General features: G+C 35.8%; 16 protein-coding genes. 7 read left to right on the forward strand and 9 right to left on the reverse strand.

Annotated features, from left to right (window positions below; translation table 11 throughout):
• Positions 1 to 111: 111 nt before the first annotated feature.
• From ACM55K_RS02530 to trhO, 5 genes are all read right to left on the reverse strand, one after another.
• Positions 112 to 2424 carry a penicillin-binding protein 1A gene (locus tag ACM55K_RS02530; protein ID WP_416848677.1) on the reverse strand — a complete coding sequence of 771 codons (2313 nt, stop codon included), beginning with the start codon at positions 2422 to 2424 and terminating at the stop codon, positions 112 to 114.
• 9 nt (positions 2425 to 2433) lie between these two features.
• Complete coding sequence (locus ACM55K_RS02535) at positions 2434 to 2913, reverse strand: gliding motility lipoprotein GldH (RefSeq protein WP_416848678.1); 480 nt, start codon at positions 2911 to 2913, stop codon at positions 2434 to 2436.
• Complete coding sequence (locus ACM55K_RS02540) at positions 2897 to 4174, reverse strand: PSP1 domain-containing protein (protein WP_416848679.1); 1278 nt, start codon at positions 4172 to 4174, stop codon at positions 2897 to 2899. Before ACM55K_RS02540 ends, ACM55K_RS02535 begins: the two co-directional genes overlap by 17 nt.
• Positions 4175 to 4405: 231 nt before the next feature.
• Positions 4406 to 4867 (reverse strand): nuclear transport factor 2 family protein, encoded by a 462-nt coding sequence (locus tag ACM55K_RS02545; protein WP_416848680.1) that lies wholly within the window; start codon positions 4865 to 4867, stop codon positions 4406 to 4408.
• A gap of 58 nt (positions 4868 to 4925) precedes the next feature.
• Positions 4926 to 6293: an oxygen-dependent tRNA uridine(34) hydroxylase TrhO gene (trhO, locus tag ACM55K_RS02550; protein WP_416848681.1), complete on the reverse strand. Its 1368-nt coding sequence runs from the start codon at positions 6291 to 6293 to the stop codon at positions 4926 to 4928.
• Between the two features lie 930 nt (positions 6294 to 7223).
• Between trhO and ACM55K_RS02555 the strand changes: the two genes are divergently transcribed.
• The 6 genes from ACM55K_RS02555 to ACM55K_RS02580 all read left to right on the forward strand — a co-directional run bounded on the left by ACM55K_RS02555 (position 7224) and on the right by ACM55K_RS02580 (position 19262).
• Positions 7224 to 10343 (forward strand): SusC/RagA family TonB-linked outer membrane protein, encoded by a 3120-nt coding sequence (locus ACM55K_RS02555; protein WP_416848682.1) that lies wholly within the window; start codon positions 7224 to 7226, stop codon positions 10341 to 10343.
• A gap of 13 nt (positions 10344 to 10356) precedes the next feature.
• A complete protein-coding gene (locus ACM55K_RS02560) occupies positions 10357 to 11829 on the forward strand; it encodes a RagB/SusD family nutrient uptake outer membrane protein (protein ID WP_416848683.1) in 1473 nt (490 codons plus the stop codon).
• Between the two features lie 28 nt (positions 11830 to 11857).
• Positions 11858 to 13783, forward strand: coding sequence for an arylsulfatase (locus ACM55K_RS02565; RefSeq protein WP_416848684.1), 1926 nt, complete (start codon positions 11858 to 11860; stop codon positions 13781 to 13783).
• 188 nt (positions 13784 to 13971) lie between these two features.
• Positions 13972 to 15039 (forward strand): sterol desaturase family protein, encoded by a 1068-nt coding sequence (locus ACM55K_RS02570; protein WP_416848685.1) that lies wholly within the window; start codon positions 13972 to 13974, stop codon positions 15037 to 15039.
• 330 nt (positions 15040 to 15369) lie between these two features.
• Positions 15370 to 16446 (forward strand): formylglycine-generating enzyme family protein, encoded by a 1077-nt coding sequence (locus ACM55K_RS02575; RefSeq protein ID WP_416848686.1) that lies wholly within the window; start codon positions 15370 to 15372, stop codon positions 16444 to 16446.
• A 275-nt stretch (positions 16447 to 16721) separates the two neighbouring features.
• Complete coding sequence (locus ACM55K_RS02580) at positions 16722 to 19262, forward strand: PAS domain-containing protein (protein ID WP_416848687.1); 2541 nt, start codon at positions 16722 to 16724, stop codon at positions 19260 to 19262.
• Between the two features lie 80 nt (positions 19263 to 19342).
• Here the strand turns inward: ACM55K_RS02580 and ACM55K_RS02585 are convergent, their stop codons facing one another.
• The 4 genes from ACM55K_RS02585 to ACM55K_RS02600 form a co-directional block, all read right to left on the reverse strand.
• On the reverse strand, positions 19343 to 19753 hold the full coding sequence (locus ACM55K_RS02585) for a BrxA/BrxB family bacilliredoxin (RefSeq protein WP_035668910.1): 411 nt from the start codon (positions 19751 to 19753) through the stop codon (positions 19343 to 19345).
• Positions 19754 to 19862: 109 nt separating this feature from the next.
• Complete coding sequence (locus tag ACM55K_RS02590) at positions 19863 to 21014, reverse strand: lycopene cyclase family protein (RefSeq protein WP_416848688.1); 1152 nt, start codon at positions 21012 to 21014, stop codon at positions 19863 to 19865.
• A gap of 35 nt (positions 21015 to 21049) precedes the next feature.
• On the reverse strand, positions 21050 to 21517 hold the full coding sequence (locus ACM55K_RS02595; RefSeq protein ID WP_416848689.1) for a thioredoxin family protein: 468 nt from the start codon (positions 21515 to 21517) through the stop codon (positions 21050 to 21052).
• A complete protein-coding gene (locus ACM55K_RS02600) occupies positions 21518 to 23779 on the reverse strand; it encodes a TonB-dependent receptor (RefSeq protein WP_416848975.1) in 2262 nt (753 codons plus the stop codon).
• 106 nt (positions 23780 to 23885) lie between these two features.
• On the opposite strand from ACM55K_RS02600, the gene ACM55K_RS02605 reads away from it, so the two are divergent.
• The gene (locus tag ACM55K_RS02605; RefSeq protein WP_416848690.1) at positions 23886 to 25757 is read left to right on the forward strand and encodes an Nramp family divalent metal transporter; all 1872 of its coding nucleotides are present in this window, start codon (positions 23886 to 23888) and stop codon (positions 25755 to 25757) included.
• Positions 25758 to 25798 lie beyond the last annotated feature (41 nt).

The raw sequence follows: 25798 nt of genomic DNA on the forward strand, positions 1-25798 counted from the left end.
TTCGGGAGGGAACGGCATCCTTTCTGGTGCTGAATTTGTTTCAGTATTCTGAAACAAATTCAGCACCAGAAAGATACAGTGTACAGCTGGAAATAGCTCCTAATAAAAATTTTACAATTCAAATTCTTCAGTGTCCTGTTGGACATCGGTAGTGTCTTTTACGACAGCTCGAGGTGTATAACAATCTACTTTTATGGAAAGATTTGCGGGTCTGTCAAAATCGCTTTTGGATACGTGAAGACCTGGATCAGCATAACAAAGTTTCATGAAATAACCCCAAACAGGAAGAGCTGCAGTTGCTCCTTGACCATAAGTAATGCTTTTGAAACGAGCCGAACGATCCTCGCAGCCTACCCAAACTCCAGTTACAAGATTGGGAACCATTCCCATAAACCAACCATCAGACTGGTTTTGAGTGGTACCCGTTTTACCTGCAATAGGGTTTCTGAATGAATAAGGATAACCGGTCCAACGATTGTCACCGCTTCCGCCACCTGTTGTGCGCAAACGATCACCTGAACCGCCTTCGGTTACACCTTCTAATAATTTGATGACTGCAAAAGCGATGTCTTTATTTAAGACATCATGTGATTCCGGGATTGGTTCGTAGATTACAACACCACTTTTGTCTTCAATTCTTGTTATAAATTGTGGTTTCATATAAACTCCTTGATTGGCAAAGGTGCTGTAAGCAGCTACCATGTCTTCAACGGTTATTTCTACAGCTCCTAAAGCAATGGAAGGTTGTACCGGTATTTCGGATTTTACCCCTAATTTATGGGTTAATTCTACAACTGCTTCCGGACCAGTTTTGTCAATTAACTTTGCTGATACGGTGTTTATAGAGTTCGCCAAACCTCGTTTTAAGGTAACCATTCCACGGTATCGATTGTCAGAGTTTTTTGGTTCCCAGTCTTCGGTAACATGATGGCGCCCTTTTCGAATCATAAAAGGACCATCTAGAATAGAATCGCAGGGAGACATGTTCAGTTGCTCAATAGCTGTTGCGTAAACAAAAGGTTTAAACGTTGATCCTACTTGTCTTGCTCCTTGTCCTACGTGATCGTATTGAAAATATTTGTAGTTAATTCCTCCTACCCAAGCTTTTACATTACCTGTTTGTGGCTCCATGGCCATCAATCCGGATTGTAAAAAGTGTTTGTAATAACGGATGGAATCTAGTGGAGTCATGATAGTATCTCTTTCCCCTTTCCAAGAAAAGACAGTCATTTTTGCTTTTTCGCTGAATGATTTTATAATTTCTTCATCACTTTTATCATTTGCCTTCATAACCTCCCAACGGTGCGAAGATTTCATAGCCTGATTCAGAATTCGTTGTGTTTCTACAGAAGAGATATTGACAAAAGGAGCATTTTTATTGCCTTTGGATTGAATAAAAAATTCTTCCTGAAGGTTTGCCATATGTGCCGAAACGGCTTCTTCAGCATGCAATTGCATTCTTGAGTCTATAGTGGTATAGATTTTTAAACCATCTTTGTAAATGTCATAATCAGAACCATCCGGTTTTTTATTTTCTTCGGCCCATTTTTTCATGTAATCACGTAAATATTCCCTGAAATAAGTAGCGGTACCGTCTTTATGTGTTTCTAATTTGAAATTTAATTTGATAGGTAAACTTTGTAATTTTACTTTTTGTTCGTCGGTAATTATATTTCCTTTTTCCATTTGCAAAAGCACGACATTTCTGCGATTTTTTACACCTTCCGGATTTCTTACCGGATTGTATAAACCCGAATTTTTAAACATTCCAACTAATATTGCCGATTCGTCAATGGTCAAATTTTTTGGTTCTTTTGAAAAATAAGTTTTTGCCGCAGAACTTACTCCAACGGAGTTATTACCAAAATCATATACGTTACAATACATGGCAATGATTTCATTTTTAGTGTATTGTCTTTCTAGACGAATAGCGATAATCCATTCTTTTATTTTTTGTACAATTCTAAAAGGTAAAAATTTAGAACCTTCTCCGTGGAATAATTGTTTGGCTAATTGCTGTGTCAATGTACTCGCTCCACCACTTGTTCCTAAACTTGCAATGGCTCTCAAAGTTCCTCTGCCATCAATACCGGAATGTTCATAAAAACGAGCATCTTCAGTAGCTACCAGTGCCTGAACTAGGTTTTTTGGTAAGTCAGAATACTTTAATTGCGATCTATTTTTTTGAAAATATTTACCCAAAACTACTCCATCTGCTGAAATAATTTCTGTGGCTAAGTTTGAATCGGGATTTTCTAAATCTTCAAAGGAAGGCATTGAACCAAAAAGTCCCCATGAAGCAAATAAGAAAAACAAACCGATGGCACCCATTCCATAAAAGAAAATTTTCCAAAATTTCTTTTTGTAATAGGTTATATCTTTATCAATGTTTTTTGTCTGATTGTTATTTTTTTTGATAGCCATAATACTTTCTTAATCTTTTTTTTCTATTCTAAAACCTACTTCAGTAATACCTTCCAAAGCTGTCACGCCAGGAACTTTACCAGTCTCTCTGACCGCTTGTTTTATATGGACTTTATATTTTCCTTTGAACGTTGCATTTTCTTTAAAGTACAATTTACTTTCTTTTATATCCGTAAATCCATTGCCTAGCAGGGTGCCGTCAGGATCTGTCATTTGGTATTCAAGTGTGTCAACTTTTGTGTACCCATTTGGTTTTTCCAGCGCCACAATCAAAAACAGGTTGTTGAATTGATAATTGTTATTATCTCTTAAATTGATAAACAAATTATATTGTTTTGTAGAGTCCAGTTCCGGTAAATCGAACGTTACAATACTGTCTTTATGCCATGCGCTTCCAACAGATTTATATTCATCAAACACTCTTTTTTTATCACAGGAGAAAAAAAGGATTGCCACCAAAAGAAGTAAAACGCTATTTTTTAGCCTCATTTTTAGTAATAATTATAGGTTTTCTTGGTTCAGTAGGTTTTGCAGCTACTGGTTTTTTTTCATTTGGAGCCTGACGATTATTATTGTTGTTTGCAGGTTTATTGTTGTTTGCTACAATTGCATTTTCACCGGCCGGTTTACGTTTTTTATTCTGTTTTTTCTTTGGTTTTGGTTGGTCAAAACGAGTTAAACTTTCCTGACCCATCGCATTATTGAAATTTTTCTCTGGTTCTACCACGATTTCTATGGCGTAATCTTCAAGAGAAGAGACCTTGTTTTTTAGTTTGTTTTCGGCAACAATTTCTTTGACTTGGTCTATTTTCAAGACATGCCAATTGGCAAAATTATTGGTGTAAGCAAACCACATCAGTCCTTTGAAAATGTCTTGTTTTTGACAAATGGCATCTCCTTTTTCAGTTACTAATTTTGTTTCGAAATCTGGGAAATCTTTCAAGGCGTCCATGTAAGTGTCTAGCTCATAGTTCAAGCAGCATTTTAATTTTCCGCATTGTCCTGCCAGTTTTTGTGGATTCAAAGACAGTTGCTGGTAACGCGCTGCCGAAGTATTTACACTTCTAAAATCGGTTAACCAAGTAGAACAACATAATTCTCTTCCGCAAGAACCAATTCCGCCTAAACGAGCTGCTTCCTGACGGAAACCTACTTGTTTCATTTCGATTCGGGTGCTGAATTCTTTAGCAAAATCTTTAATCAATGCACGAAAATCGATACGATCATTTGCAGTGTAGTAAAAAGTAGCTTTAGATCCGTCCCCTTGAAATTCGATATCAGAAATTTTCATTTCCAGTTTCTGAGCAATCGCTAATTCACGGGCGCGAACCTTCATAGGCTCTTCCTTGTCTCTTGCGGTGGACCAAATATCGATATCTTTTTGGGATGCTTTTCTATAGATTTTAGGAACATCATTGCTTAGATGATTGACTCCTTTTTTCTTCATTTGAATTTTTACTAATTCGCCTGTCAAAGTTACAATTCCTATGTCGTGTCCTGGTGAAGCAACGGTGGCAACAATGTCGCCCATGCTTAAGGTTAATTTCTCCGTATTGCGATAAAATTCTTTTCTTCCGTTTTTGAAACGTACTTCAACACAGTCAAAAGGAGCATCGCCATTAGGCAAACTCATATTAGAAAGCCAATCGAAAACCGTTAATTTATTGCAGCTATCGGTGCCGCAAGTCCCATTATTTTTACAACCCTTAGGTGAGCCACCATCAGAAGTTGAACAACTTGTACATGCCATAATCTTATATGTAGTGTTGTGACTGGCACAACTTAAGTTCTTAAAACGTTTAATGTGTAAAGATAGTATTTTTTGATTGAATGTTTCAAAGTCAAAATACTACTAAAATCATAAATTTTCAGATACTAAAAAAAGGCGCTTTTAACAAAAAAGCTCCTTGAAATCAGATAGTTTCAAGGAGCTTTGATAAGAAATAGGAATTAAAACCGATGGATTTAATCGTTTAACAAATTAAAACATAGGATGAATATTTGCTGATTTTTCCGGAACAGCCTGCATTACATCCCAATGTTCCACAATTTTGTTATTTTTAAGTTTAAAAATATCAACAACTGAAGTAAGTTTTCCATCAGCACCTTTAGCTTTTAAGTGGATAAAAACTAAATCACCATCAGCGGCTATATGTTGAATGTCAATTTTTTCCTTTGGCGCACCCACAAACCATTTTTCAACTCCTTCTTTTAGTGCTTTTCTTCCATCCGCCACCATAGGATTATGCTGAATGTAATCTTCTACAATATATTTGTCAATTGCTGAAGTATCTTTGTCGCCAAACAAAGATTGATAAAGAGTAGAGACAATTTTTTTATTGGTTTCCTCCTGTTTTATATTTCTTTTTGATTGGGCATTTATTCCAATCGACATTGATAAAAGTAAAATTAAAACCGCTGATTTTGAAAATAAGTCATTCATTTTTTTAATTTTGAGTTTTTTAATCTGATTGTAGTATAGGGAGTTAAAGGTATTTAAATTAGTCTAAAATCTTATACAATTTATCAGATAATCGGATTCGGAATGGCAGTTTAAAAGTACAAGTGTCTCCAGAAACTGCTTTTTCTTGAGCCAAATCGTTAACCAGCATTTCTTCGATTACTAATTTTTGTTCGCCGGTTGTAGTCCCTTTAATTAGAATCGTATCCCCAATTTTGATTTCGTTTTCTTCAATTAGAAATTGACCAATACTTGGTTTTGGAAAGAAATGGGTTCCTTTTCCAATATAGATTTTCTTAATTTTTGCTTCTTTTTTGATTGTAGTCCCGACGCTTCGGGATGGTTTGTCAGCAACAAAAATACCATGCGTTTCTTCGTTGTTTTTGAAAGTCAAAACGTCTGATTTTCCTTTTTTGAAGATTTTATTTCCGTTTTTTATTCCTCTGCGAATGGCTTTTTGTTCCTCTTCCGGCAAATGAATCACACTCACACATTCAGCTGAACAACAACCTTCCATTGCCGTAGCACATTCCTCACATTGGATGAAAAGTAAATGACAGCCTTCATTCACGCAATTCGTATGAACATCACAAGGTTTCCCACATTGATGGCATTGGGAAACAATATCATCCGTAATTCTTTCGCCCAAGCGATGATCAAATACGAAGTTTTTTCCAATGAATTTGCTTTCTAAACCTTCGGCTTTTACTTGGCGCGTATATTCAATAATTCCACCTTCAAGTTGGTATACATTTTCAAAACCTTTGTGTTTGAAATAAGCACTGGCTTTCTCGCAACGAATTCCTCCGGTGCAATACATCAATAGTTTTTTGTCTTGTTTGTGTTCGGCTAATTGCTCTTCAATAATCGGTAATGATTCTCGAAAAGTATCAACATCTGGTTTTATGGCTTTGGTAAAATGACCAATTTCACTTTCGTAATGATTTCGCATGTCGACCACAATGGTGTTTGGGTCTTCGAGAAGTTCATTGAATTCCTTGGCTTTTAGGTGAATTCCTATATTGGTTACATCAAAAGTTTCGTCCACTAAACCATCAGCCACAATCTTGTCACGGACTTTTACAGTCAGTTTCAAGAACGAGTGATCATCTTGTTCTACGGCGATATTCAAACGGATACCTTTCATGAAATCATAGACTTCGATGGAATCTTTGAAGGCATAGAAATTATCGGCAGGAAGTGATAATTGGGCGTTGATTCCCTCGCTGGCTACATAGATTCGACCCAGGACTTCAAGAGCGTTCCAAGCCAGGAATAATTCGTTACGAAATTGTGTTGGATCTGAGATTTGCGCATAAGCATAGAAAGACAGCGTAAGACGTTGTTTTCCGGCATCATCAATCATGATGGCTCTTTCTTCTGCGCTTAAGGTGTTATACAGTTGCATGCTATAAACAGTTTTAAGTTGAGAAATTTATTTTCGATAAAATATTCAAGGCAATTTTCTTGAACGGTGCAAAAGTAACAAATTGTAGAATAATTGCTTTATGATTCATCAAAAAATTAACTTCCTGACTTCTTTTAGAAATGGGTGTTAATTTGAATTAAAAAGGAGAGTAAAATTAGAATGCGACAACTTTTTATGCCAAGAAGAGTCAGATTCTCTTTCTTTAAAGATCCTTTGAGGGGTTTATAAAAGCTATTTTTAATATACATTTCCCTAAAAGTTTGATGAAGTTGACCGGGTATAAATTTTTTCTAAAAGTCTAAAATTCATTTCATTTTAATAATTAAGATGCTTATTTTTAGTATTTTAAAATATTTTTAAAATTGACTTTATTAAAGTAAACTGCATTTTTATTTGATAAAATTAACTTTTTTTTAAAAAAATTAAATTTTTTTTTGGTGGTTTAAATTTATAACTTACATTTGTCTATAGAAATAGTAGAGTTTAAAAAACTACATTTATCACAACAAAAGCATAAATTTTGAAGACTATCAAATACATCTCTTTTTTGATCATGCAAATCTCTTTAGCATTTGGCGCTCCATGCCGAATGTGTTGCTGCTGTTAAAATACTTCAATCTAAATCATTTTATATTTTCTAAATATCAAATTCAAAGTAATTTACTACGTAAGTTTTTTTGATGTTTTTGGAATAAAAAATCCCCAAAAATTTTATCAAAATTCATATAAGTACTAATTAAAAATAAAATAAAAAATGAAAAAACGAATGTGCTGTAAATAAAAAAAGCCATTTCTGCGGGAACAGAAATGGCAGGCTTAAAAAAAAAAATTGTTCATCTCTAAAAGGAAAGCGAAAGTTGAAAAAATCAATTTTTCGGCTCGCCTTATTTATTAAACCATAACAAAGTAATGAAAAAAAAATTAAACATATATACGTGGTTATGCATTTTACTAATTTCAGTAGGAATTAATGCTCAAGAAACCAAACCACTTATCCAGTCTAAACTCGATGGAAAAGTAATTGATCAAATAACAAATGAACCTATTAGTGGGGCTTCAGTAACCATTAAAGGAACGACGCATTCTGTTACAACGGATGCAGAAGGAAAATTTTATTTCCAAACCGGGCAAAAATTTCCTTATACATTGATAGTGAGTTATATTGGTTATAAAAAAACAGAAGTAATTGTAGACGGAAGTCCGACTATCATTAGTTTGAAGCAAGATCTCCAAGAATTAAATGAGTTAGTAGTTGTAGGTTATGGCACTCAAAAAAGAAAGGATATTACTGGTGCAGTCTCCTCAGTTCCAAAAGCAAATCTAAATCAAGTTACTTCTTCAGCCGACAACTTGTTGAGAGGAGCCATATCAGGGGTTGTTGTTACACAAAGTTCAGGGCAACCGGGTGCTAGTTCCAGTGTTCGTATTAGAGGAGGAAATTCCATTACGGCAGGTAACGAACCGCTTTATGTTGTTGATGGAGTTTTGATTTACAATGACAATAGTAATGGTACAGCCGGAGTGTCTTTTGCTGGGGCAGGAGTCAATGTTTTGTCAACCATTAATCCTAGTGATATTGAGTCTATTGAAGTGTTGAAAGATGCTTCTGCTACGGCAATTTATGGTTCGCGTGGTGCCAATGGTGTGGTACTTATTACTACTAAAAAAGGAACTAAAGGACAAGATATCATTTCGTTTCAATCCTATTATGGCACACAAAGAATCTCTAAAAAAATAGACCTTCTTGATGCTTCCCAATGGGCAAGTTTGCGTAACGATGTTCAGGCAAGTATAGGACAAGCGCCTTCTTTTTCGCCAGCTCAAATAGAAGCTCTCAAAACTTCGGGAGGGTATGACTGGCAATCGGCAGCTTTCAGAAATGCTCCAATTCAAAATCAACAATTGACATTCTCAGGTGGGGATGATCGTTCTAGATATTCCGTTTCGGCTGGTTATTTTGATCAGGAAGGAATCGTGATTGGATCTGATTTCAGACGAATTTCACTTCGCGCTAATTATGAGAGAAACTATTCACAAGCTTTTAAATTTGGTGTAAATACTAATTATAGCAATTCCCTATCGAATGGTATTGGGTCGACAAGTGGTGGTAGGAATCCTAATGCATTAGTTAGTATCTTGTTGACGGCTCCAGTAGTTCCCATTAAAAATGCTGACGGAAGTTATAATGTAACCAATAATCCTTATGCGACTTCAGTGAATGGTTATGTACCCAATCCAATCAACGATTTGGAAAACACGACCAATGAAACCAAAATTAACAGAATCTTGACCAGTTTGTTTGGGGAGTATAAAATCAACAAAGAAATTACGGCTAAGGTCTCCGTTAGCGGTGATTTGATTAACACCAAACAAAATTATTATGTACCGGCAAATACTACAACTGGGGCTTCAACCAAAGGATTGGCTTCTGTTGGTAACAGATTAGTAAGTTCAGTATTGAATGAAAACACCTTGAATTATAATACTCATTTTGGGGAAGACCACAAGTTTTCAGCTTTGGCAGGATATACACTTCAATATACACAAGGTGAAATTGTTAATGCTGGAGCCAATACGTTTGTGAATGATGCCAATACCTACAACGCTTTGCAAGATGGTGTGGCTGTGAAACCTTACAGTGATGCCTTCGAAAGCGTGTTGAAATCGTGGTTGACCAGAGTAAATTATTCTTATAAAGGACGCTATAATCTTACCGTGTCAGCACGTGCCGATGGTTCTTCTAGATTTGGTTCGAAATCACTTTGGGGGTATTTCCCTTCAGCGGGTTTTTCTTGGAACATTACCGAAGAAGATTTTGCTAAAAATATAAAAGGAGTAACAGAAGCTAAACTTAGATTAAGCGCAGGAACAACAGGAAATCAAGAAATTGGAAATTACCTTTCCTTGGCCTCAATAGGTTCTGTTAATTATAGTTTTGGTGGTGTGACACAAACAGGATTGACACCGACTCGTTTAGCAAATCCAGATTTAAGATGGGAAAAAACTACTCAATACAATGTTGGTTTAGATTTGTCATTATTGGACAGAAAAGTAAATTTCGTTTTTGATGCGTACTATAAAAAAACAAATGATTTGCTTATCAATGTTCCTGTTCCACTAACTTCGGGTTTTGCTTCTGTTCTTCAAAATATTGGTGGTGTTGAGAATAAAGGAATTGAAATTGGCTTGATAACAGAAAATTTAAAAACAGAAAATTTCTCTTGGAATTCGAACTTTGTGTTTTCAGCTAACAAGAACAAAGTGGTTGAAATAGGAAATGGGGTGAAACAATTTTTCCCGGTAGTTCCAAACGGTTCTTTGTTGCAACAACAACCAGTAACGGTAAAAGTGGGAGAGCCATTGGGAACTTTCTGGGGGTACAAAACCAATGGTATTTTTCAAACCCAAGAAGAAATCAATACTCAACCTAAAATAAACAGTCTTGCCAATACAAAAGTGGGAGACAGAAAATACGTGGACACCAATGGGGACGGGATAATCTCGGCGGCCGACAAAGGCAGTCTAGGAAGTTCGCAACCTAAATTTGTTGGAAGTTTCAGCAACACGTTTTCGTATAACAACTTCGATTTGAATGTTTCTTTCCAAGGATCTTATGGTGGTAAAATATTTAACGCCTTGAACCAACAATTAGAAATTTCTACACTTGGAACGAATGCTGCAGCAACTTTATTAGACCGTTGGACTGCTACCAATCCAAGCAATGAAATCCCAAGAGCATCCAGTTCTCCATTGGGAATAGTTTCGGAACGCTATGTGGAAGACGCTTCCTTTTTGAGATTAAAAACAATCACTTTAGGCTATACACTTCCTAAAAGTCTTACTTCAAAAATAGGAACCAAAAGCATTAAAGTATACGTTTCTGCCGAAAACTTGATCACATGGACTAAATATACGGGTTACGATCCAGAGGTAAGTTCTTATGAACAAAACAATTTATATCCGGGAATTGACTTTGGTGCTTATCCAAATTCCAAAACATTCATCACCGGCTTGAACGTAACTTTCTAAAAAAAATATAACAATGAAAAAGACAATAATAACATTCCTATTAAGCGCCGGCCTTTTGGTATCGTGCACGGATTTAGAGGTAACGCCTACCTCTTTTATTACCAAAGAAAATTTCTTCAAAACGCAGGACGATGCCGTTGCCAGCGTTACGGCAGTGTATGCCTCTTTGGCTATCGAACCGGGCGAACAAAGTCTATTTGGCAGAAATTTATATTTTCTTACCGATATGGCTTCTGATTATGCAGCCGCTGGAGTTTCCGCCACGAATCCACAAGTTAGGGCTTTGAGCAGTTTGACCCACGATGCCACTTCAGATCGTGTGCAACTGGCTTGGCGCCAAATTTATAACGGAATCAACAGAGCCAATGTGGCAATTGACAATATCCCGAATGTGCAAGGTACCGATGCTGTCAAAACCAGATTGATTAATGAAGCCAAATTCATTAGAGCCTTGTTGTACTTTCAGGCGGTTCGTCTTTGGGGTGGAGTTCCAATCGTTTTACACGAACCAACTTCCATTAATGTGGAAAGTCTAAAATCAAAAAGAGCGACTGTCGAGGAGGTTTATGCCCAAATTATCTTGGACTTGAAGGATGCCGAAGCTTTGCCATCGACCTATACGGGAACGAATGTGGGTCGCGCCACTTCTGGAGCAGCAAAAGCCATTTTGGCCAAAGTATATTTGACCAGAAAAGATTGGCCAAATGCCATTCTCAAAGCCAAGGAAGTGATTAATGGCGGTTATGGATATGCACTTTTCGAAAATTTTGCCGACGTGTTCAATAAAACAAAGAAGAACGGAAAGGAACATATTTTTTCGGTTCAGTTCGAGCCGAATCAAGCTGGAAATGGTTCTAGCGGAAGTACTTATCAGGCGACCTCTTTTACTGGATTTACCGCCACGGAACCGGCAGACATTATTTCGGATGTTGCCTTGTTTTATGACATTTATGCGACAGGAGATACCAGAAGAGACGTGAGTTATACCAAACAATTATTGAATCCTGCCACGGGAACGCTTTATACTTTTCCGAAGCCGATTTTTAGTAAATATCTAGATGTGACTAATTTGGCAGCACCAGGAAATGTGGCTATTAATTTCCCGATTATTCGTTATGCGGATATTTTATTGTCTTTGGCAGAAGCCATTAACGAGAAAGATGGGGCAACCCTAGAGGCTTTGGAATATGTGAATCAAGTAAGAAGAAGAGCTTTTGCCAAGCCAATCAACACACCAGACCTAACAGTAGATTTAATAGGACTTACAACTGTTCAATTAAGAGAAGCTATTCGAGAAGAGCGTAAAAAAGAATTCGTCCAAGAAGGACAACGTTGGTATGACTTGGTTCGTTGGGGAACTTTGGTTACCGAAGTGAAAAAAGTAACTGCAAAAAATACGGTTTCAGAACGAAACAATTTGTATCCAATTCCTCAAAGTGAGCGAAATATTGATCCAGTAGGATTACCACAAAATGAGGGTTATTAGTCTATTAAAACAATAAAAAAATATAACAATGAAAAATTTTAAAATTAATTCGAAATTAAAAAGCCCACAAAAAGTGCTTTTACTTACTGCTTTGCTTGTTGCTCAATTTGGCTTTGCCCAAAGTAAAACAGATGCCAATTACAAAGGAGTTATTGGTAAAACCTTGGCCGAATCCAAAGAATATTGGCCAGAACCCGTAAAAGCTCCTGCAGGCGCTCCTAATGTAGTTTGGATTTTGCTTGATGATGTGGGATTCGGTGCCTCTAGTGCTTTTGGTGGTTTAATCCAAACGCCAACTTTTGAGGCTTTGGCAAATAATGGATTGCGATATACTAATTTTCATACGACGGCAATTTGTGCGCCAACCCGTGCAGCATTATTGACTGGTAGAAATTCAGGAAGAGTTCACGTTAGTGGTTTTTCACACACGGTATTATCGGCAGGTTTTCCTGGTTGGGACGGAAAAATCCCAGCGGACAAAGGAACGATTGCTGAGATTTTAAGAGAAAATGGGTACAACACTTTTGCGGTGGGTAAATATGGAGTAACACCAGATGAAGACGCTACCGATGCAGGTCCTTTTGATAGATGGCCAACAGGTAAAGGATTCGATCATTTCTTTGGTTTCTTAGGATCTCAAACCGATCAATACAACCCTGATTTAGTAGAAGATCAGGCACATGTAAAACCTGACGGAAGACATTTAACAGATCAAATTACCGATAAAGCCATTAGCTATATTACCAAACAACAAAAGGCAGCACCGGGAAAACCGTTCTTTTTATACTATGCCCCGGGAGCTGTTCACGCACCGCACCAAGTAGAAGCTTCCTGGAGCGACCAGTACAAAGGAAAATTTGATGAAGGCTGGGATGTATACCGTGAAAAAGTATTGGCTAACCAAAAGAAATTGGGGGTAATTCCTGCGAATGCGGTTTTGCCGGAACGTAATCCGCTTATTGGAGATTGGAAAAAATTAACCCCAGACCAAAAGAAAGTGTATGCAAGATTCATGGAAGTCTATGCCGGATACCTAACCTATACGGATCACGAAATTGGAAGAGTGGTAAATTATTTAAAAGAAAGCAATCAATTGGATAACACCTTAATTTTTGTTGCCATTGGAGACAACGGTGCGAGCAAAGAAGGAACTTTACAAGGTACCATTAGCCAAAGTCTTTTTGCTCAAGGAGCTTCTGATGAAAAAAATCTTCAGTCAAATTTAGATAACATTGGAGAAATTGGGACTGCAAAAGGTTTGAATACTAATTATCCATTAGGGTGGGCACAAGCCACGAATGCGCCTTTCAAAAATTGGAAACAAGATGCACAATCAGAAGGGGGAACTCGCAATCCATTGATTATTCATTATCCAAAAGGAATTAAAGAAAAAGGAGGGATTAGAAATCAATACAGCCATGTAACGGATATTCTTCCTACTACGTTAGAAATTGCGGGAATTAAAGCACCTGAAAAAATTAAAGAAATTAAGCAAGACATTATACAAGGTTCGTCTTTATATGCTTCTTTGAATGACTCCAAAGCCGAATCATTACACAAAGTACAATACTATTATATTTTTGGAAACAGATCCATTTACAAAGATGGCTGGAAAGCAGCTGCGGCACATCTTCCGGATTCTTTTGCCGTGAAAAAGACAATCGCTAAAAAAGAAGTGCCAGCGGCAAGTAATTTTGATAATGATGTATGGGAATTATACAATTTAAATGAAGATTTTAACGAGCGTAATAACTTAGCAAAAAAGTATCCTGAAAAATTAGAGGAACTTAAAAAATTGTTTGAAGAGCAAGCTAAAGAAAATAATCTTTATCCGTTAATTGATTGGCAAGACGTGTATGCTAGAAGAATACACAACACTGGAGCAGATAAAGGCAAAAACCTTCAAGATTTGATTCAACAAGCATCAAAACCTGGAGAAGCCGTTAATAAATAAACCAAGAATTCAGGTCTTTTATTAGAACTTAAAAAGACCTGATTTTTTTAAAACTTACACATATGAAACTAATAGATTTTCAAATAATAGGGAAAAAAATTGTCGTTGGGGCAATTGTATTTTTAGTTCCGCTAATCATTTTGGCTGGAGGTTTAGCATTAATAAATCATTTTTTAAAATAAAAAATCATGGCAATAGATCAAATATTAAAAAGAAAATTAACAAGAGATTTAAGTATAAGTCTTTTAATTTACACGCTGCCAGTGTTGGCCATTTACCTTTATTTCAAACTAAATAATGGTATCGTTAGCGAATCACACCTTACATTACCATCGTTTTTAGAATTTGCAAAACCTGCATTCGAAAACATTCGCACTTGGGGATTAATCGTTTTTATGCTCAGTTTAGGAGTTATCGAATTTGTGGCAGGTTTATATGATGACGAATGGACAGGCGAAGAACGCAAAATAGATATTATCTGTTTTCTTGCGCCAAAATTGCTTTTACCTCCTGTAGTTGCTTTTTTTAGCTTAACAGTTTTACCGTATTTAATTCCAAATCTTCAAAATACACTTACTTGGGTGCCTTTTTGGGGAGCCTTTTTCTTGATTGCCGTAGCGGATGATTTAACGCAATATTGGTACCATCGTTTGCACCATCAAGTGCCGTTTTTATGGCGTTTTCATAGAACGCACCACTCGGCTCCTTATATGGGAATGGCCATGCTTTCGCGACAAAACTTCATTTACACGGTGTTTTTCTCTCAAATTTACTTGACCGCTACTTTAACGTTTTTAGGTTTAGGATTACCTGCTTTATTTGTCCTGGTTATAAAAAGTTTTATCACTTTGGGCGCACATTCCAGTATTGCTTGGGATAAACCGTTTTACAAATACAAAGTATTGCATCCAATTGCATGGGTTTTAGAACGTTTTATTTCGACTCCGGCCACGCATCACGCACATCATGCTGATACTAGCGGAGATGGGATTGGTCATTTTAAAGGCAACTTTGGGAATATGTTTTTTCTTTGGGATGTAATTTTCGGAACGGGATTGATTACCCGAAAATTCCCAAAATCATACGGAATGAAATCATACAAACAGGAAGAATGGTATGCACAGTTTTTTTGGCCGATATTCAAATCTAAAAAAGAAGGAAGTGCCTTGGCTAAAGGCGTTCTAGCTGTTCCAATTGCTCAAAAAAGAGATGAGGTTGCAACGAGTCCACGTTCTTATGAGCAGGTTCAATCCTAAAAAAACATGAAAAATAAAATTTTAAAACTATTGTCACAAGGTAGTTTTGCTTTTTGCAATTGTTAGTTTTGCTCAAAATCAAAACCAGTGTTTGTCAATTTGATTAACATGGGAAGAAGTGGTACTTTAGTAAAAAAAATATTAAAAATGGCTTTTCGGAAGTGTACGATTGAGAAGTTGGGATAGCCAATTGGAATAGGGTAGAAAGCCTTTTTTATTCCAATTTCGAAAGCAACGTATCATCTTTGGCTAAACAATAATAATTACAAAAAAAACAGTCCTAAGTTGTTCGCGATAGCTATTGGAACACGGATAATGAATAATAAAAACATGAAAATATATCGTTTTATTGCTGGAATTATTTTGTCGGGTTTATCATCTTTTGCACAAGAAAGTAAAACTGTAGCAGTTGCTGCAAATAGCTGTCAGGCTATGTGCAAAGCAAATACTTCCAAAAAAGCATTGTTGTTACAATCAATTGGAAATAGTTCCAAAGAGATTACTGCTACTGCTTCAACTAATGGAATGGTTTGGGTAGGAGGAGGTAATTTTAATATGGGAACTAATGATTATCCTGATGCAAAGCCTATTCATAAAGTTAGTGTCAAAGGATATTGGATGGATGAACATGAAGTAACGAATGCTCAGTTTGTGGCTTTTGTAGAAGCAACTAAATATATAACAATAGCCGAAAGACCGCTGAATCCAGCTGATTACCCAGGTGTTCCGCTTGAGAATTTAGTGCCGGGTTCGGCGGTTTTTTCAGCACCAACAGATAAAGTCTCTTTGGATAATATCCAACAATGGTGGAAATACGTGCCGGGAGCAGACTGGAAACATCCTTCAGGGCCGGAAAGCAGTATCATTGGACTTGAAAATAATCCGGTGGTTCAAATTAGTTATTTAGATGCTCAGGCTTATGCACTGTGGGCAGGTAAACGACTTCCTACCGAGGCTGAGTGGGAGTTTGCAGCCAGAGCAGAAAGACCGCATACCAAATATTATTGGGGAGCAGAACTTAAACCAAACGGCAAATGGGTGGCCAATATTTTTCAGGGAACTTTTCCTAACAATAATACAGCCGAAGACGGTTTTTCAGCCGCAGCTCCAGTAAAATCTTTTCCGAAAAACCCACTAGGAATCTATGATTTGGAAGGAAATGTATGGGAATGGTGCAGTGATTTATATCGCGATGATTACTATAAAACGAGTTCCAGTGATAGTCCAAAAGGGCCTTCAACCAGCAATGATCCTGAAGAACCTGGGGTCGAAAAACATGTACAGCGCGGAGGGTCTTTCTTGTGTAGTGACCAATATTGTATTCGATATGTTGCAGGAAGCCGTGGTAAAGGAGAAACGACAAGCGCATGCAATCACTTGGGATTTAGATGTGTAAAAGATAACTAAAACAAAAGTGGTTGTCACAAATTTGTTCAAAATAGCAAAGAGAAGTTACTTTAGGGTTTCTTCTCTTTTTTTTCCTAAAAATTGCTCTAATGCCTTGTTGTATTTGTTCGGTTTAGGATGTAAATGTTTCTTTTCCAATGTAAGGGGTTGCTCAAAGAGGAGATGTTAAAATCGTTTTTGCTAATTGAATATAATTCACTAACTTTCATGTGTATAAGTAGATGATTATTCAGTTTGTTGAGGTTAATGAATGTTAAATTTAACATCTTTTTACCATGAAAATTTCCTTTGAAAAAAAAATATTACTAGGGTTTATTATCAATTTATTAGTGGTCATTGCGTCAGGATGGGTTTTTATTGCTCGGCTTGACAAGCAAAGAGATCAAACAAATGATTCCATGTTAAATTGGATAGAACTTTCCCTGTTTGTCCTTTCAATTGTTTTACTTACCATCGTCTATTTTATAATTAAGGCCCAATTATATGCTAAAAATATCTCCCAAAACTTACTGTTAGAAAACAAACAACTGCTTCAATCTATCATTGATAACACTTCGAATCCCATCTTTATAAAAAAAATAAATGGAGAATACTTATTAGTTAATAAACAGTTTGGATCCTTATTTCAAATCCCAAATGAAGAAATAATAGGGAAAACAGATCATGATCTTTTGCCCAAGGAAGTGGCTGATGTTTATCGAAATTCTGATCTTGAAGTGGCAAAAGCATTGAAAGAACTAAAAATAGAAGAAACTATCCAACAACCGGATGGTCCTCATACTTATATTGCGGTAAAATTCCCTTTGTATGATTCAACAGGGAGGATTTATGCTATTGGCGGAATTTCGACGGATATCTCAGATAGAAAAACACTAGAAGAATCTTTTAAAGATATAGATAAATTCTTTAATATGTCATTAGAAATAATGGTTATAGCCACAAAGAGTAAATTTTTAAAAGTCAACCCGGCAGCCAGTAAAATTTTAGGCTATTCAGCCGAAGAGTTATTGAGTAAGCCCTTTCTTGAATTCATATATAATGAAGATGTTGAAGTTACACAAAAGGAAGTTAGTAAAATTCAGGCGGGTAATTCGACACTAAATTTCGAAAATAGATATGTTTGTAAAGACGGGTCAATAAAATGGCTTTCCTGGTCAACCTTTACGGATCCATCAACCGGATTGTTGTATGGTGTTGCAAGCGATATTACCGCTAAAAAAGAAATTGAAGAATCTTTGGTCGTTGCCAATAAATTTTTCAATATGTCTAATAACCTGCTTGTCGTTGCAAAAGGGGAGTATTTTATAAAAATAAATCCAGCGTTTACCAAAACACTTGGATATACCCAAGAAGATATGAATACCATAAAATTCATGGAATTAACGCATCCTGATGACAAGAACATAGCTGATGAGGTATTGGCTAAACTTCAAAGAGGGGATGCAATTGTAAATTTTGAAGATCGAGTTCGTTGTAAAGATGGAACCTACAAATGGCTGGACTGGCATAGCACTATTGATATACAGCAAGGTGTAGTGTATTCTGTTGCACGTGATATTACCGAAAAAGTTAAAAATGAACAATCCTTAAAAATAGTCAGCAGTTTTTTCGAGATGTCATTTGATGCTTTTTTTGTTGAAAAAGGAAATAAAATCATAAAAATTAATCCTGCTTTCACTAAAATTTTGGGGTATAATCAAAATGACTTAGAGAAAATATCACTTTTAGATCTACTGCATCCAGATTATTTAAAAATTGTAAGTGAAAGAAGGGAAAAACGTTTAAAAGGTGAGCCGGTAGAGTCAGATGTTATGTTCCCTTTATTATGCAAAGATGGTTCGTATAAATGGACTGAATCAGTGATAGCAACGGATATTAAAGAAGGAATGATCTATGCAGTTTTACGTGATATCACCCAAAAAAGACATGATGAAGAAATGTTAAATAATTACACTCAGAAATTAAAAGATAACGAACAACAGATACAAACCATCTTTGATGGTGCTCCTGATCCGGTTATCGTAATTGATAGTGAAAGCAATGTTTTAAGATGGAATCCAAAGGCAGAATCTGTTTTTGGATGGAAAATTACCGAAGTTATGGGGAAACATCTTTATGATTTCATTATTCCTGAACGCTACAGAGAAGAGCATAAGATAGGGATGGAACATTTTTTATCAACTGGAATAGGAGCTATTTTAAATAAAACGTATGATATAGAAGCGGTCAATAAAGAAGGAACTGAATTTCCGGTGTCTATTAGTGTTTCACCGATCAAAATGGGTAAAAAATATTTTTTTATTGGTTTTGTGAGAGATATTACTGAAAGTAAAAAAGCTGTTGATGAATTGTATGAGAATGAAGAAAAGCTACGATTGATTTTAGAGAATATTAGTGAGGGTGTTATAGTTGCCAATGCAGACAGGAAAGTAGTAATGGCTAATTATATGGCAAATGAAATTTTTGGAATTGAAGAGGATGACAAAATATCGTCTAATTTAACCGATCATTTTGAGTTGTATTTTCCAGATGAAAAAACTATTTTTCCTTCCCAAAACTTACCAATGGAGCGAGCGTTGGATGGAGAGGAAACAAATGATGTTGAAGTCGTTCTTTGGAATCCCGTTGCGCAACAAAAGAGAAGGGTTCTTATTAGCGGCAGGCCATTAGTCGATCAGGATAATAAGGTAGTTGCAGCTGTTGTTACTATAAAAGATATCAGTAAATACAAACAGATGGAAGAAGAACTAAAAGAAACAGAATTAAAGTACAGACAGTTAATAGGTTTTAGAAAAGGGGGCGACACTGTTACTTGATGTTTTCTTATGAGAAACAGTTATAAAAAAACCACGATTTGCTTTCGCTGAATCGTGGTTTTTTATTTCTTTTTATTGAATTAACAATACTCGTTGAAAGCGTCTTTTAGGTTTTCAGCAATTAATTCTGCTGGGCGACCTTCAATGTGGTGACGTTCTAACATGTGAACTAATTCTCCATTTTTGAATAAAGCCATACTTGGCGATGACGGAGGAAAAGGGAACATGTGTTGTCTTGCAGCATCAACAGCTTCTTTATCAACACCTGCAAAAACAGTAATTAAATGATCTGGTTTTTTTGCCCCATCTAAGCTCATTTTTGCTCCCGGACGTGCGTTTCTTGCAGCACAACCACAAACTGAGTTTACAATCACTAGTGTTGTACCTTCAGCTTTCATTGCGTTTTCAACTGCTTCAGCACTATGTAAATCTTGAAAACCTGCAGCTGTTAATTCAGCTTGCATCGGTTTTACCATTTCTTCTGGATACATATTTTTTATTTTAAAAAGTTTAAAATTTTAGTTGTTTAATCATGCAAAGTTACAAAGTTTAAAACCAACACGTTTATTTGTGCGATAAAGTTTTGTTATAGTTTGATTGTTATTTTATTGTTTTAAAAATAACATGAAATACCGCTTTGATAAATAGTATTTTAGGACATTTTAATATCACTTGAATGTCTTCTAAAAGAGTCGTTTCTTCGTCCAAGAATTTAAAAATTAATGTTGGATTTTCTTTTTCGAACATGGAAGAAAAAATAGTGCTTCCCAATTCGTTTTTGCAGTCTAAAATATCCAAAAGCAACAAATCATAAAACCAGAATTTATTCCTTTTATGGAACTTGGTAAAATCAGTCTCCGTTTGCAGAAACGAAACCAATTCAGTGGATTTTTTATCAGAATTTTTAAAAGTGTAGCCTGTGCTGGCTTTGGTCCAACCGCCAGAAGTACCTATATTAATGACATTTTTGGTGTTTAATTTCCAAAAAGGATAACAGGTCATAGGGATACTTCCTTGTTCTTTTTCTATGATTTCGTAATCACTAATACCAAGATTTTGAATGTATTTTTTGATTTCGGTTTCATATTCCACTTTTTCAAGATGATTGTGAGAAAACAAAGTGTATTCCAGTAAAGCTTCGGTTCTGGAAGCAGGCAATACATACATAAAGCGCGTATTTCCTCTTTGTTCTACCGAAAAATCCATGAATGTGGCCTGGCTAGGATTAAAAACAGGCTGTTCGCTTTTTATAAACCAACCAATGAAATGCTGCTGTAAAACAGGGTATTTGGACTGATTTTCAACTTTTTGTCTGTTATAAATGCTATTGAATAGTTTTGAACACGAGAAACTTTCAGCATCAGTTTGTATCAGAATTATATTTTCGGATTCTTCAATTTCGATTATTTTTTGATTGACGAAAGTGATGTTTTCTTGTTTCGAAATCAAATCAAATACTTGGTTGTAAAAATCCAAGCCACTTACCATGTTGTATTGATACGGTTTTAAATCTAAATCCCGACGAAAGTCTTCATTGGCAAACAAAGCAGAATCCCATTGCTGTGAAATTGAATCTTCCCAGAGAGTATCGTTTTTCTCCCAAAAACACCAAGTTCGGTCGTTCGTTTTTTTAGTATTTTCATCAATAAGCAAAATGCTTTTATCGTTAAATTTTCCCGAAAGTACCATTTTATAAACGGTCATCAAAGCAGATAATCCAGTTCCGGTAAAGATGTAATCGAAGTGTTTCATTGGAAAATTTGACAATTACATCAAAAATAGACATTTTATTCTTTTAGTTTCTCTAAAATGAGTTGAAACTCTTTCGGTTTTATGTAGTTGTTGTCTTGAAAAATGATTTCGTTTTCACTGTTTAATACACATAAAGCGGGATAATTCAGCTGTTTATTGATGGTTCCCAGTTGCATGGCGAGTTCATGAATTCCGGAAGTATTTCCCGTGGATTTGAACTTAAAAGAAGCTTTGTTAAAAGTTATTGTCCGTTTTTCTTCGGCATTAAAATCAATAAAATAAAAAGTACTGTTTAGTTCCTTTATGATGCTTTCGTTTTTGAAAGTAGTGTTTTTCATAACATGGCAGAATTGGCACCAATCAGTATGAATAAAAACGATAACTTTTCTTTTTTCAATATTTTGCAGACTATCTATTTGTTCAAAGGAGACCACGTTTAGCTGCGCAAAACCAGATGGAATCACGGAAAATAAAAGAAACAATAAAAGAAGTTTTTTTCTCATTTACTTTAAATTATAGCGCAGTCCAAAAAAGCTGCGAATACCTTGGTTTGGGCCATACACATAAGTCGTGTCAAATGTTAATCCGTAGGGGTTTTGTGGTGTAGCCAGTACTTGTCCGTTAGTGTCATATTCTACATTTTTGTCAAAAGGATCATTTGTTCTTGCAATTAAAAACGGATTGTTTTGTTTGGGTAAAAAGTTCAATAGGTTTTTAATTCCGGCATAGAATTCAAAGTTTTTTAAGCCAGAATACGTGAATTGAATGTTTTGTAAACTGTACCACGGCGAATTAGCACTTCGTGGATCTAAAGTACTTAATAATGGTAATTTCATTGGTCCATACAAATTTCCGGTATAGTCAATGTTCAAATCGATAGTTTTTATTTTATAGGATACACTCCATGTTGCAGTAAAATTTTCGGTTAGAAAGGGTGTTTTTTTTACGCCGTTTTCAACATTTTTATTATTAAGTAAGGAAGCGCCTGTTATAATTTTTAATCCGTTAGGAAAATTGACGTCTATATTCGTGCTAATTCCTTGGCTTATGGCGTATCCATTGATGTTATCATAAATTATTTTATTGGGGTCAGTCTTATAATCGGAAACAATTTTGTTGCTGAATCGGGTATGGAAAAGGGCTGTTTCAATTCCTATAAATGTTCCATTTCCGAAATTTATTTTCTTGATGTAATTCAAATTTGCGTTTACAGATTGTTCTGGTTTCAAGTTATTGGCCACTATAATTTCACGAGCACCCGTTAAAGCAGCATGGTCTTCGGTAAATAAATTCACAACTCTAAAACCCGTTCCGGCGTTCAAACGAAGGATATTATTGTCGTTCAATTTCCATTTATAGGCTAATCGTGGTGTTAAAATACTCCCATGAAATGAGTTGTAATCGTAACGCATTCCTAATAATAGTTTGTGTTTTTCAGTGAACGTGATTTCGTCTTGAACAAAAATCCCGGGTAGCCAAGTTTTTTCCGGATTGTTATTTCCAAGAGCTGCTGTCGCAGGAGTATTATCATCATAATAATTGTAACGTGCTGCTATTCCTGTGAGCAGGTCATTTTTTCCTAATTTCTTATCCCAGGTTAATTGCATGAACCCAATTTTTTGGTTGGCAATATAGTTTGTTATGCCATAACGACTGTCTTGATAATGCACGTTTCCAGAAAATGAAAGCATCAATTTCTCTTGAAATGGTAATTGATAACTTCCTATAAGTTCCGCTCGTTTTGTGTAGATGCTTTCGCCGTAAATTTCGTCTCCACCACGGTATTTTTTCTCCCAGCGCATATCTCCGCCAAAACGATCTTCATAGACAGCACGTGCTGCAATAGTGAATAATCGGTTTTCGTTTCTGTTAAAAGTCCATTTTTGAAAAAGTGAAATTCGGTCTGAGAGCGAAACATCGGTAAATCCATCTTTATCATTGTCAATTCTATTGTTGTACTTGAAATAATTTAGACCTAATAACGCCGTTGCTTTCTTACCAACATTCAATTTTACACCTAAGTCGACATTGGTTTCCAGCCAAGAAGTGCTAAAAACATCCGCGGAGAATAATGGTGCATTTATGGGGTTTTTAGTGATGATATTAATTAGACCACCCACAGCTTCACTGCCGTATAATGAGGATGCAGGACCTTTTACAATTTCAATTCTTTCTACCAAGGAATTTGGGATTCCTGATAATCCGTATACTGTTGATAAACTGCTTACAATGGGCATCCCGTCTATTAAAACCAAAGTATAGGGACCTTCCAGTCCGTTAATGTGAATGTCACCGGTATTACAAACGCCACAATTAAGTTGCGGTCGGACTCCGTTTACGTTTTGAAGCGCTTCATAAATACTTGCGGTAGGATTTTTTTTGAAAAATATTGGGGAATAGACTTCAACCGGGACGGCACTTTCTAGTCTTTTTACCGCTTTCAAAGTTCCTGAAACAACTACTTCGTTCAGTTGGTTTTCAGTATTGGAAAGTTCAAAATCCACTATAGTATTTTCGTCTTTTTTGACACTAATATTTTTTCTGGATGTTTGAAAACTGTTAGCTGCAACCTGAATTTTATAAGTTCCTTCTGGGATATTCTCTAATCTATAGTTTCCTAAACTATCGGTTTTAGTTTTATAATTAGTTCCCATTACAACAATACTTGCACTAGGAATCGCTTTTTTCTCTGATGAAACGAATCCTGAAACAAAAGTTTTTTCTTGTGCATAACTGAAGTTTACAACAAGAAAAACAAATAACATAAATATTTTTTTCACAATGCTTAAATTAAATTTAGGCAAAGCTAAAAATTATATTTCGTAAAACAAATTTTTTAATTACTTTTGTATCAATAATTTAATTTCAACCATGGGAAAATCTTTAGAAGAAGTTCACGGATCGGTAGTCACACAAAATAAAAAATCAGTTTTCAGAAAAATATTAGCCTTTTTCGGACCAGCCTATTTAATCAGTGTTGGTTATATGGACCCGGGAAATTGGGCTACTGATATTGCTGGCGGAAGCCAGTTTGGTTATGCCTTACTTTGGGTTTTATTGATGAGTAACATTATGGCTTTGTTGTTGCAAAGTTTGAGTGCTCGATTGGGAATTGTTACTCAACGCGATTTGGCACAAGCCTCACGAGAAACGTATTCGCCATTTATCAATTATATATTGTATTTCCTTGCTGAAATTGCTATTGCAGCCTGTGATCTAGCCGAGGTTTTAGGAATGGCAATCGGGATCAACTTATTGTTTGATATTCCGTTGATCGAAGGAGTGTTAATTACAGTATTAGATACTTTTTTGTTATTATTCTTGATCAATAAAGGTATCCGTAAAATGGAAGCTTTCATTATTGTATTGGTAGCAATCATTGGGTTCTCTTTTATTTTTGAGATGATTTTTGCCCAGCCTGAGATGGATAAAGTGTTGTTTGGGTTAATTCCTTCGATGCCCAATCAAGCGGCATTATATATCGCTATTGGAATTATTGGGGCAACCGTTATGCCGCACAATTTGTACCTGCATTCCTCATTGGTGCAAACCAGAAATTTCGATAGAAGCAATGGGGGAATTAAGCAGGCTTTAAAATACAATTTCATCGATTCTGCAATTGCATTAAACTTAGCCTTTTTAGTGAATGCCGCCATTTTGATATTGGCTGCAGCCACATTTTACAAAAACGGAATGTTTGAAGTGGCAGAAATTCAAGATGCCCATCGCTTCTTAGAACCTCTTTTAGGAAGTAAATTTGCCCCTATTTTATTTGCAGTAGCCTTGATTGCTGCCGGGCAAAGTTCCACAATTACAGGGACACTTGCCGGTCAAATTGTGATGGAAGGGTATCTTAATTTACGTATTCAGCCTTGGGTTCGAAGAATCATCACCCGACTGATTGCCATTGTTCCTGCGGTTATTGTAATTACGATTTATGGGGAAAGTGTCACTGGGAAATTACTGATTTTGAGCCAGGTTATCCTGAGTTTACAGCTGGGTTTTGCGATTATTCCGCTGATTCATTTTGTAAGCGACAAATCAAAAATGAAGGGATTTCATATTGGTAAGGTTACCCAAATTGCTTCATGGATTATTGCAACCATTATTGTTTCACTGAATGCAAAATTGGTTTTTGATGAAATTAATGGTTGGCTCGAAACTTCCCAAAATCCAATAGTGTTATGGTTAACCGTAGTTCCTTTAGCTATAGGTTTCTTGATTTTGTTGCTTTATATCATAGTGAAACCTTTCATTTCTAAAACAAAAACTAGGATTCTAAACCATTCTCCACACAATTTAAAGTTGCAATTCTCTAAAACTGCAATCTATAGCAAAAAAAACATTGCTGTTTCGGTAGATTTTTCCAGCGCTGATGAAGTAGCATTGAACAACGCTTTTCAATTAGGCGGAATTGATGCGAAATACACCTTAATTCACGTGGTAGAAACCGTTGGAGCGCTTGTTTATGGCGAAAATATTGATGATCATGAAACTTTAATAGACGAAAAACTATTAAACGAATACAAAGAAATGTTGTCGGAAAAAGGATTTAAAGTGGAAACAAAATTGGGATTTGGGAAACCTAATAAAGTGATTCCTAACATTATCAATGAAGGAAATTTTGATATCTTGGTCATGGGAACGCATGGACATACCGGTTTCAAAGATTTAGTATTTGGTACGACAGTTGATAAACTACGCCATAAAATTTCGATACCTTTGCTGATCGTGAAAAATTAAATTTCAAAAAATTATGAACTTAAAAAGGAAATGGATCGTTT

The organism is Flavobacterium arabinosi (genome assembly GCF_048158725.1).
GTDB lineage: Bacteria > Bacteroidota > Bacteroidia > Flavobacteriales > Flavobacteriaceae > Flavobacterium > Flavobacterium arabinosi.

Excerpts from the sequence above, each read along its gene's own strand:
- ACM55K_RS02545 (WP_416848680.1), bottom strand. The coding sequence starts at position 4,867 with ATGAATGACTTATTTTCAAAATCAGCGGTTTTAATTTTACTTTTATCA.
- ACM55K_RS02585 (WP_035668910.1), bottom strand. The coding sequence starts at position 19,753 with ATGTATCCAGAAGAAATGGTAAAACCGATGCAAGCTGAATTAACAGCT.
- ACM55K_RS02570 (WP_416848685.1), top strand. The coding sequence starts at position 13,972 with ATGGCAATAGATCAAATATTAAAAAGAAAATTAACAAGAGATTTAAGT.
- trhO (WP_416848681.1), bottom strand. The coding sequence starts at position 6,293 with ATGCAACTGTATAACACCTTAAGCGCAGAAGAAAGAGCCATCATGATT.
- ACM55K_RS02600 (WP_416848975.1), bottom strand. The coding sequence starts at position 23,779 with ATGTTATTTGTTTTTCTTGTTGTAAACTTCAGTTATGCACAAGAAAAA.
- ACM55K_RS02580 (WP_416848687.1), top strand. The coding sequence starts at position 16,722 with ATGAAAATTTCCTTTGAAAAAAAAATATTACTAGGGTTTATTATCAAT.
- ACM55K_RS02590 (WP_416848688.1), bottom strand. The coding sequence starts at position 21,014 with ATGAAACACTTCGATTACATCTTTACCGGAACTGGATTATCTGCTTTG.
- ACM55K_RS02560 (WP_416848683.1), top strand. The coding sequence starts at position 10,357 with ATGAAAAAGACAATAATAACATTCCTATTAAGCGCCGGCCTTTTGGTA.
- ACM55K_RS02575 (WP_416848686.1), top strand. The coding sequence starts at position 15,370 with ATGAAAATATATCGTTTTATTGCTGGAATTATTTTGTCGGGTTTATCA.
- ACM55K_RS02565 (WP_416848684.1), top strand. The coding sequence starts at position 11,858 with ATGAAAAATTTTAAAATTAATTCGAAATTAAAAAGCCCACAAAAAGTG.
- ACM55K_RS02535 (WP_416848678.1), bottom strand. The coding sequence starts at position 2,913 with ATGAGGCTAAAAAATAGCGTTTTACTTCTTTTGGTGGCAATCCTTTTT.
- ACM55K_RS02530 (WP_416848677.1), bottom strand. The coding sequence starts at position 2,424 with ATGGCTATCAAAAAAAATAACAATCAGACAAAAAACATTGATAAAGAT.
- ACM55K_RS02595 (WP_416848689.1), bottom strand. The coding sequence starts at position 21,517 with ATGAGAAAAAAACTTCTTTTATTGTTTCTTTTATTTTCCGTGATTCCA.
- ACM55K_RS02605 (WP_416848690.1), top strand. The coding sequence starts at position 23,886 with ATGGGAAAATCTTTAGAAGAAGTTCACGGATCGGTAGTCACACAAAAT.
- ACM55K_RS02540 (WP_416848679.1), bottom strand. The coding sequence starts at position 4,174 with ATGGCATGTACAAGTTGTTCAACTTCTGATGGTGGCTCACCTAAGGGT.
- ACM55K_RS02555 (WP_416848682.1), top strand. The coding sequence starts at position 7,224 with ATGAAAAAAAAATTAAACATATATACGTGGTTATGCATTTTACTAATT.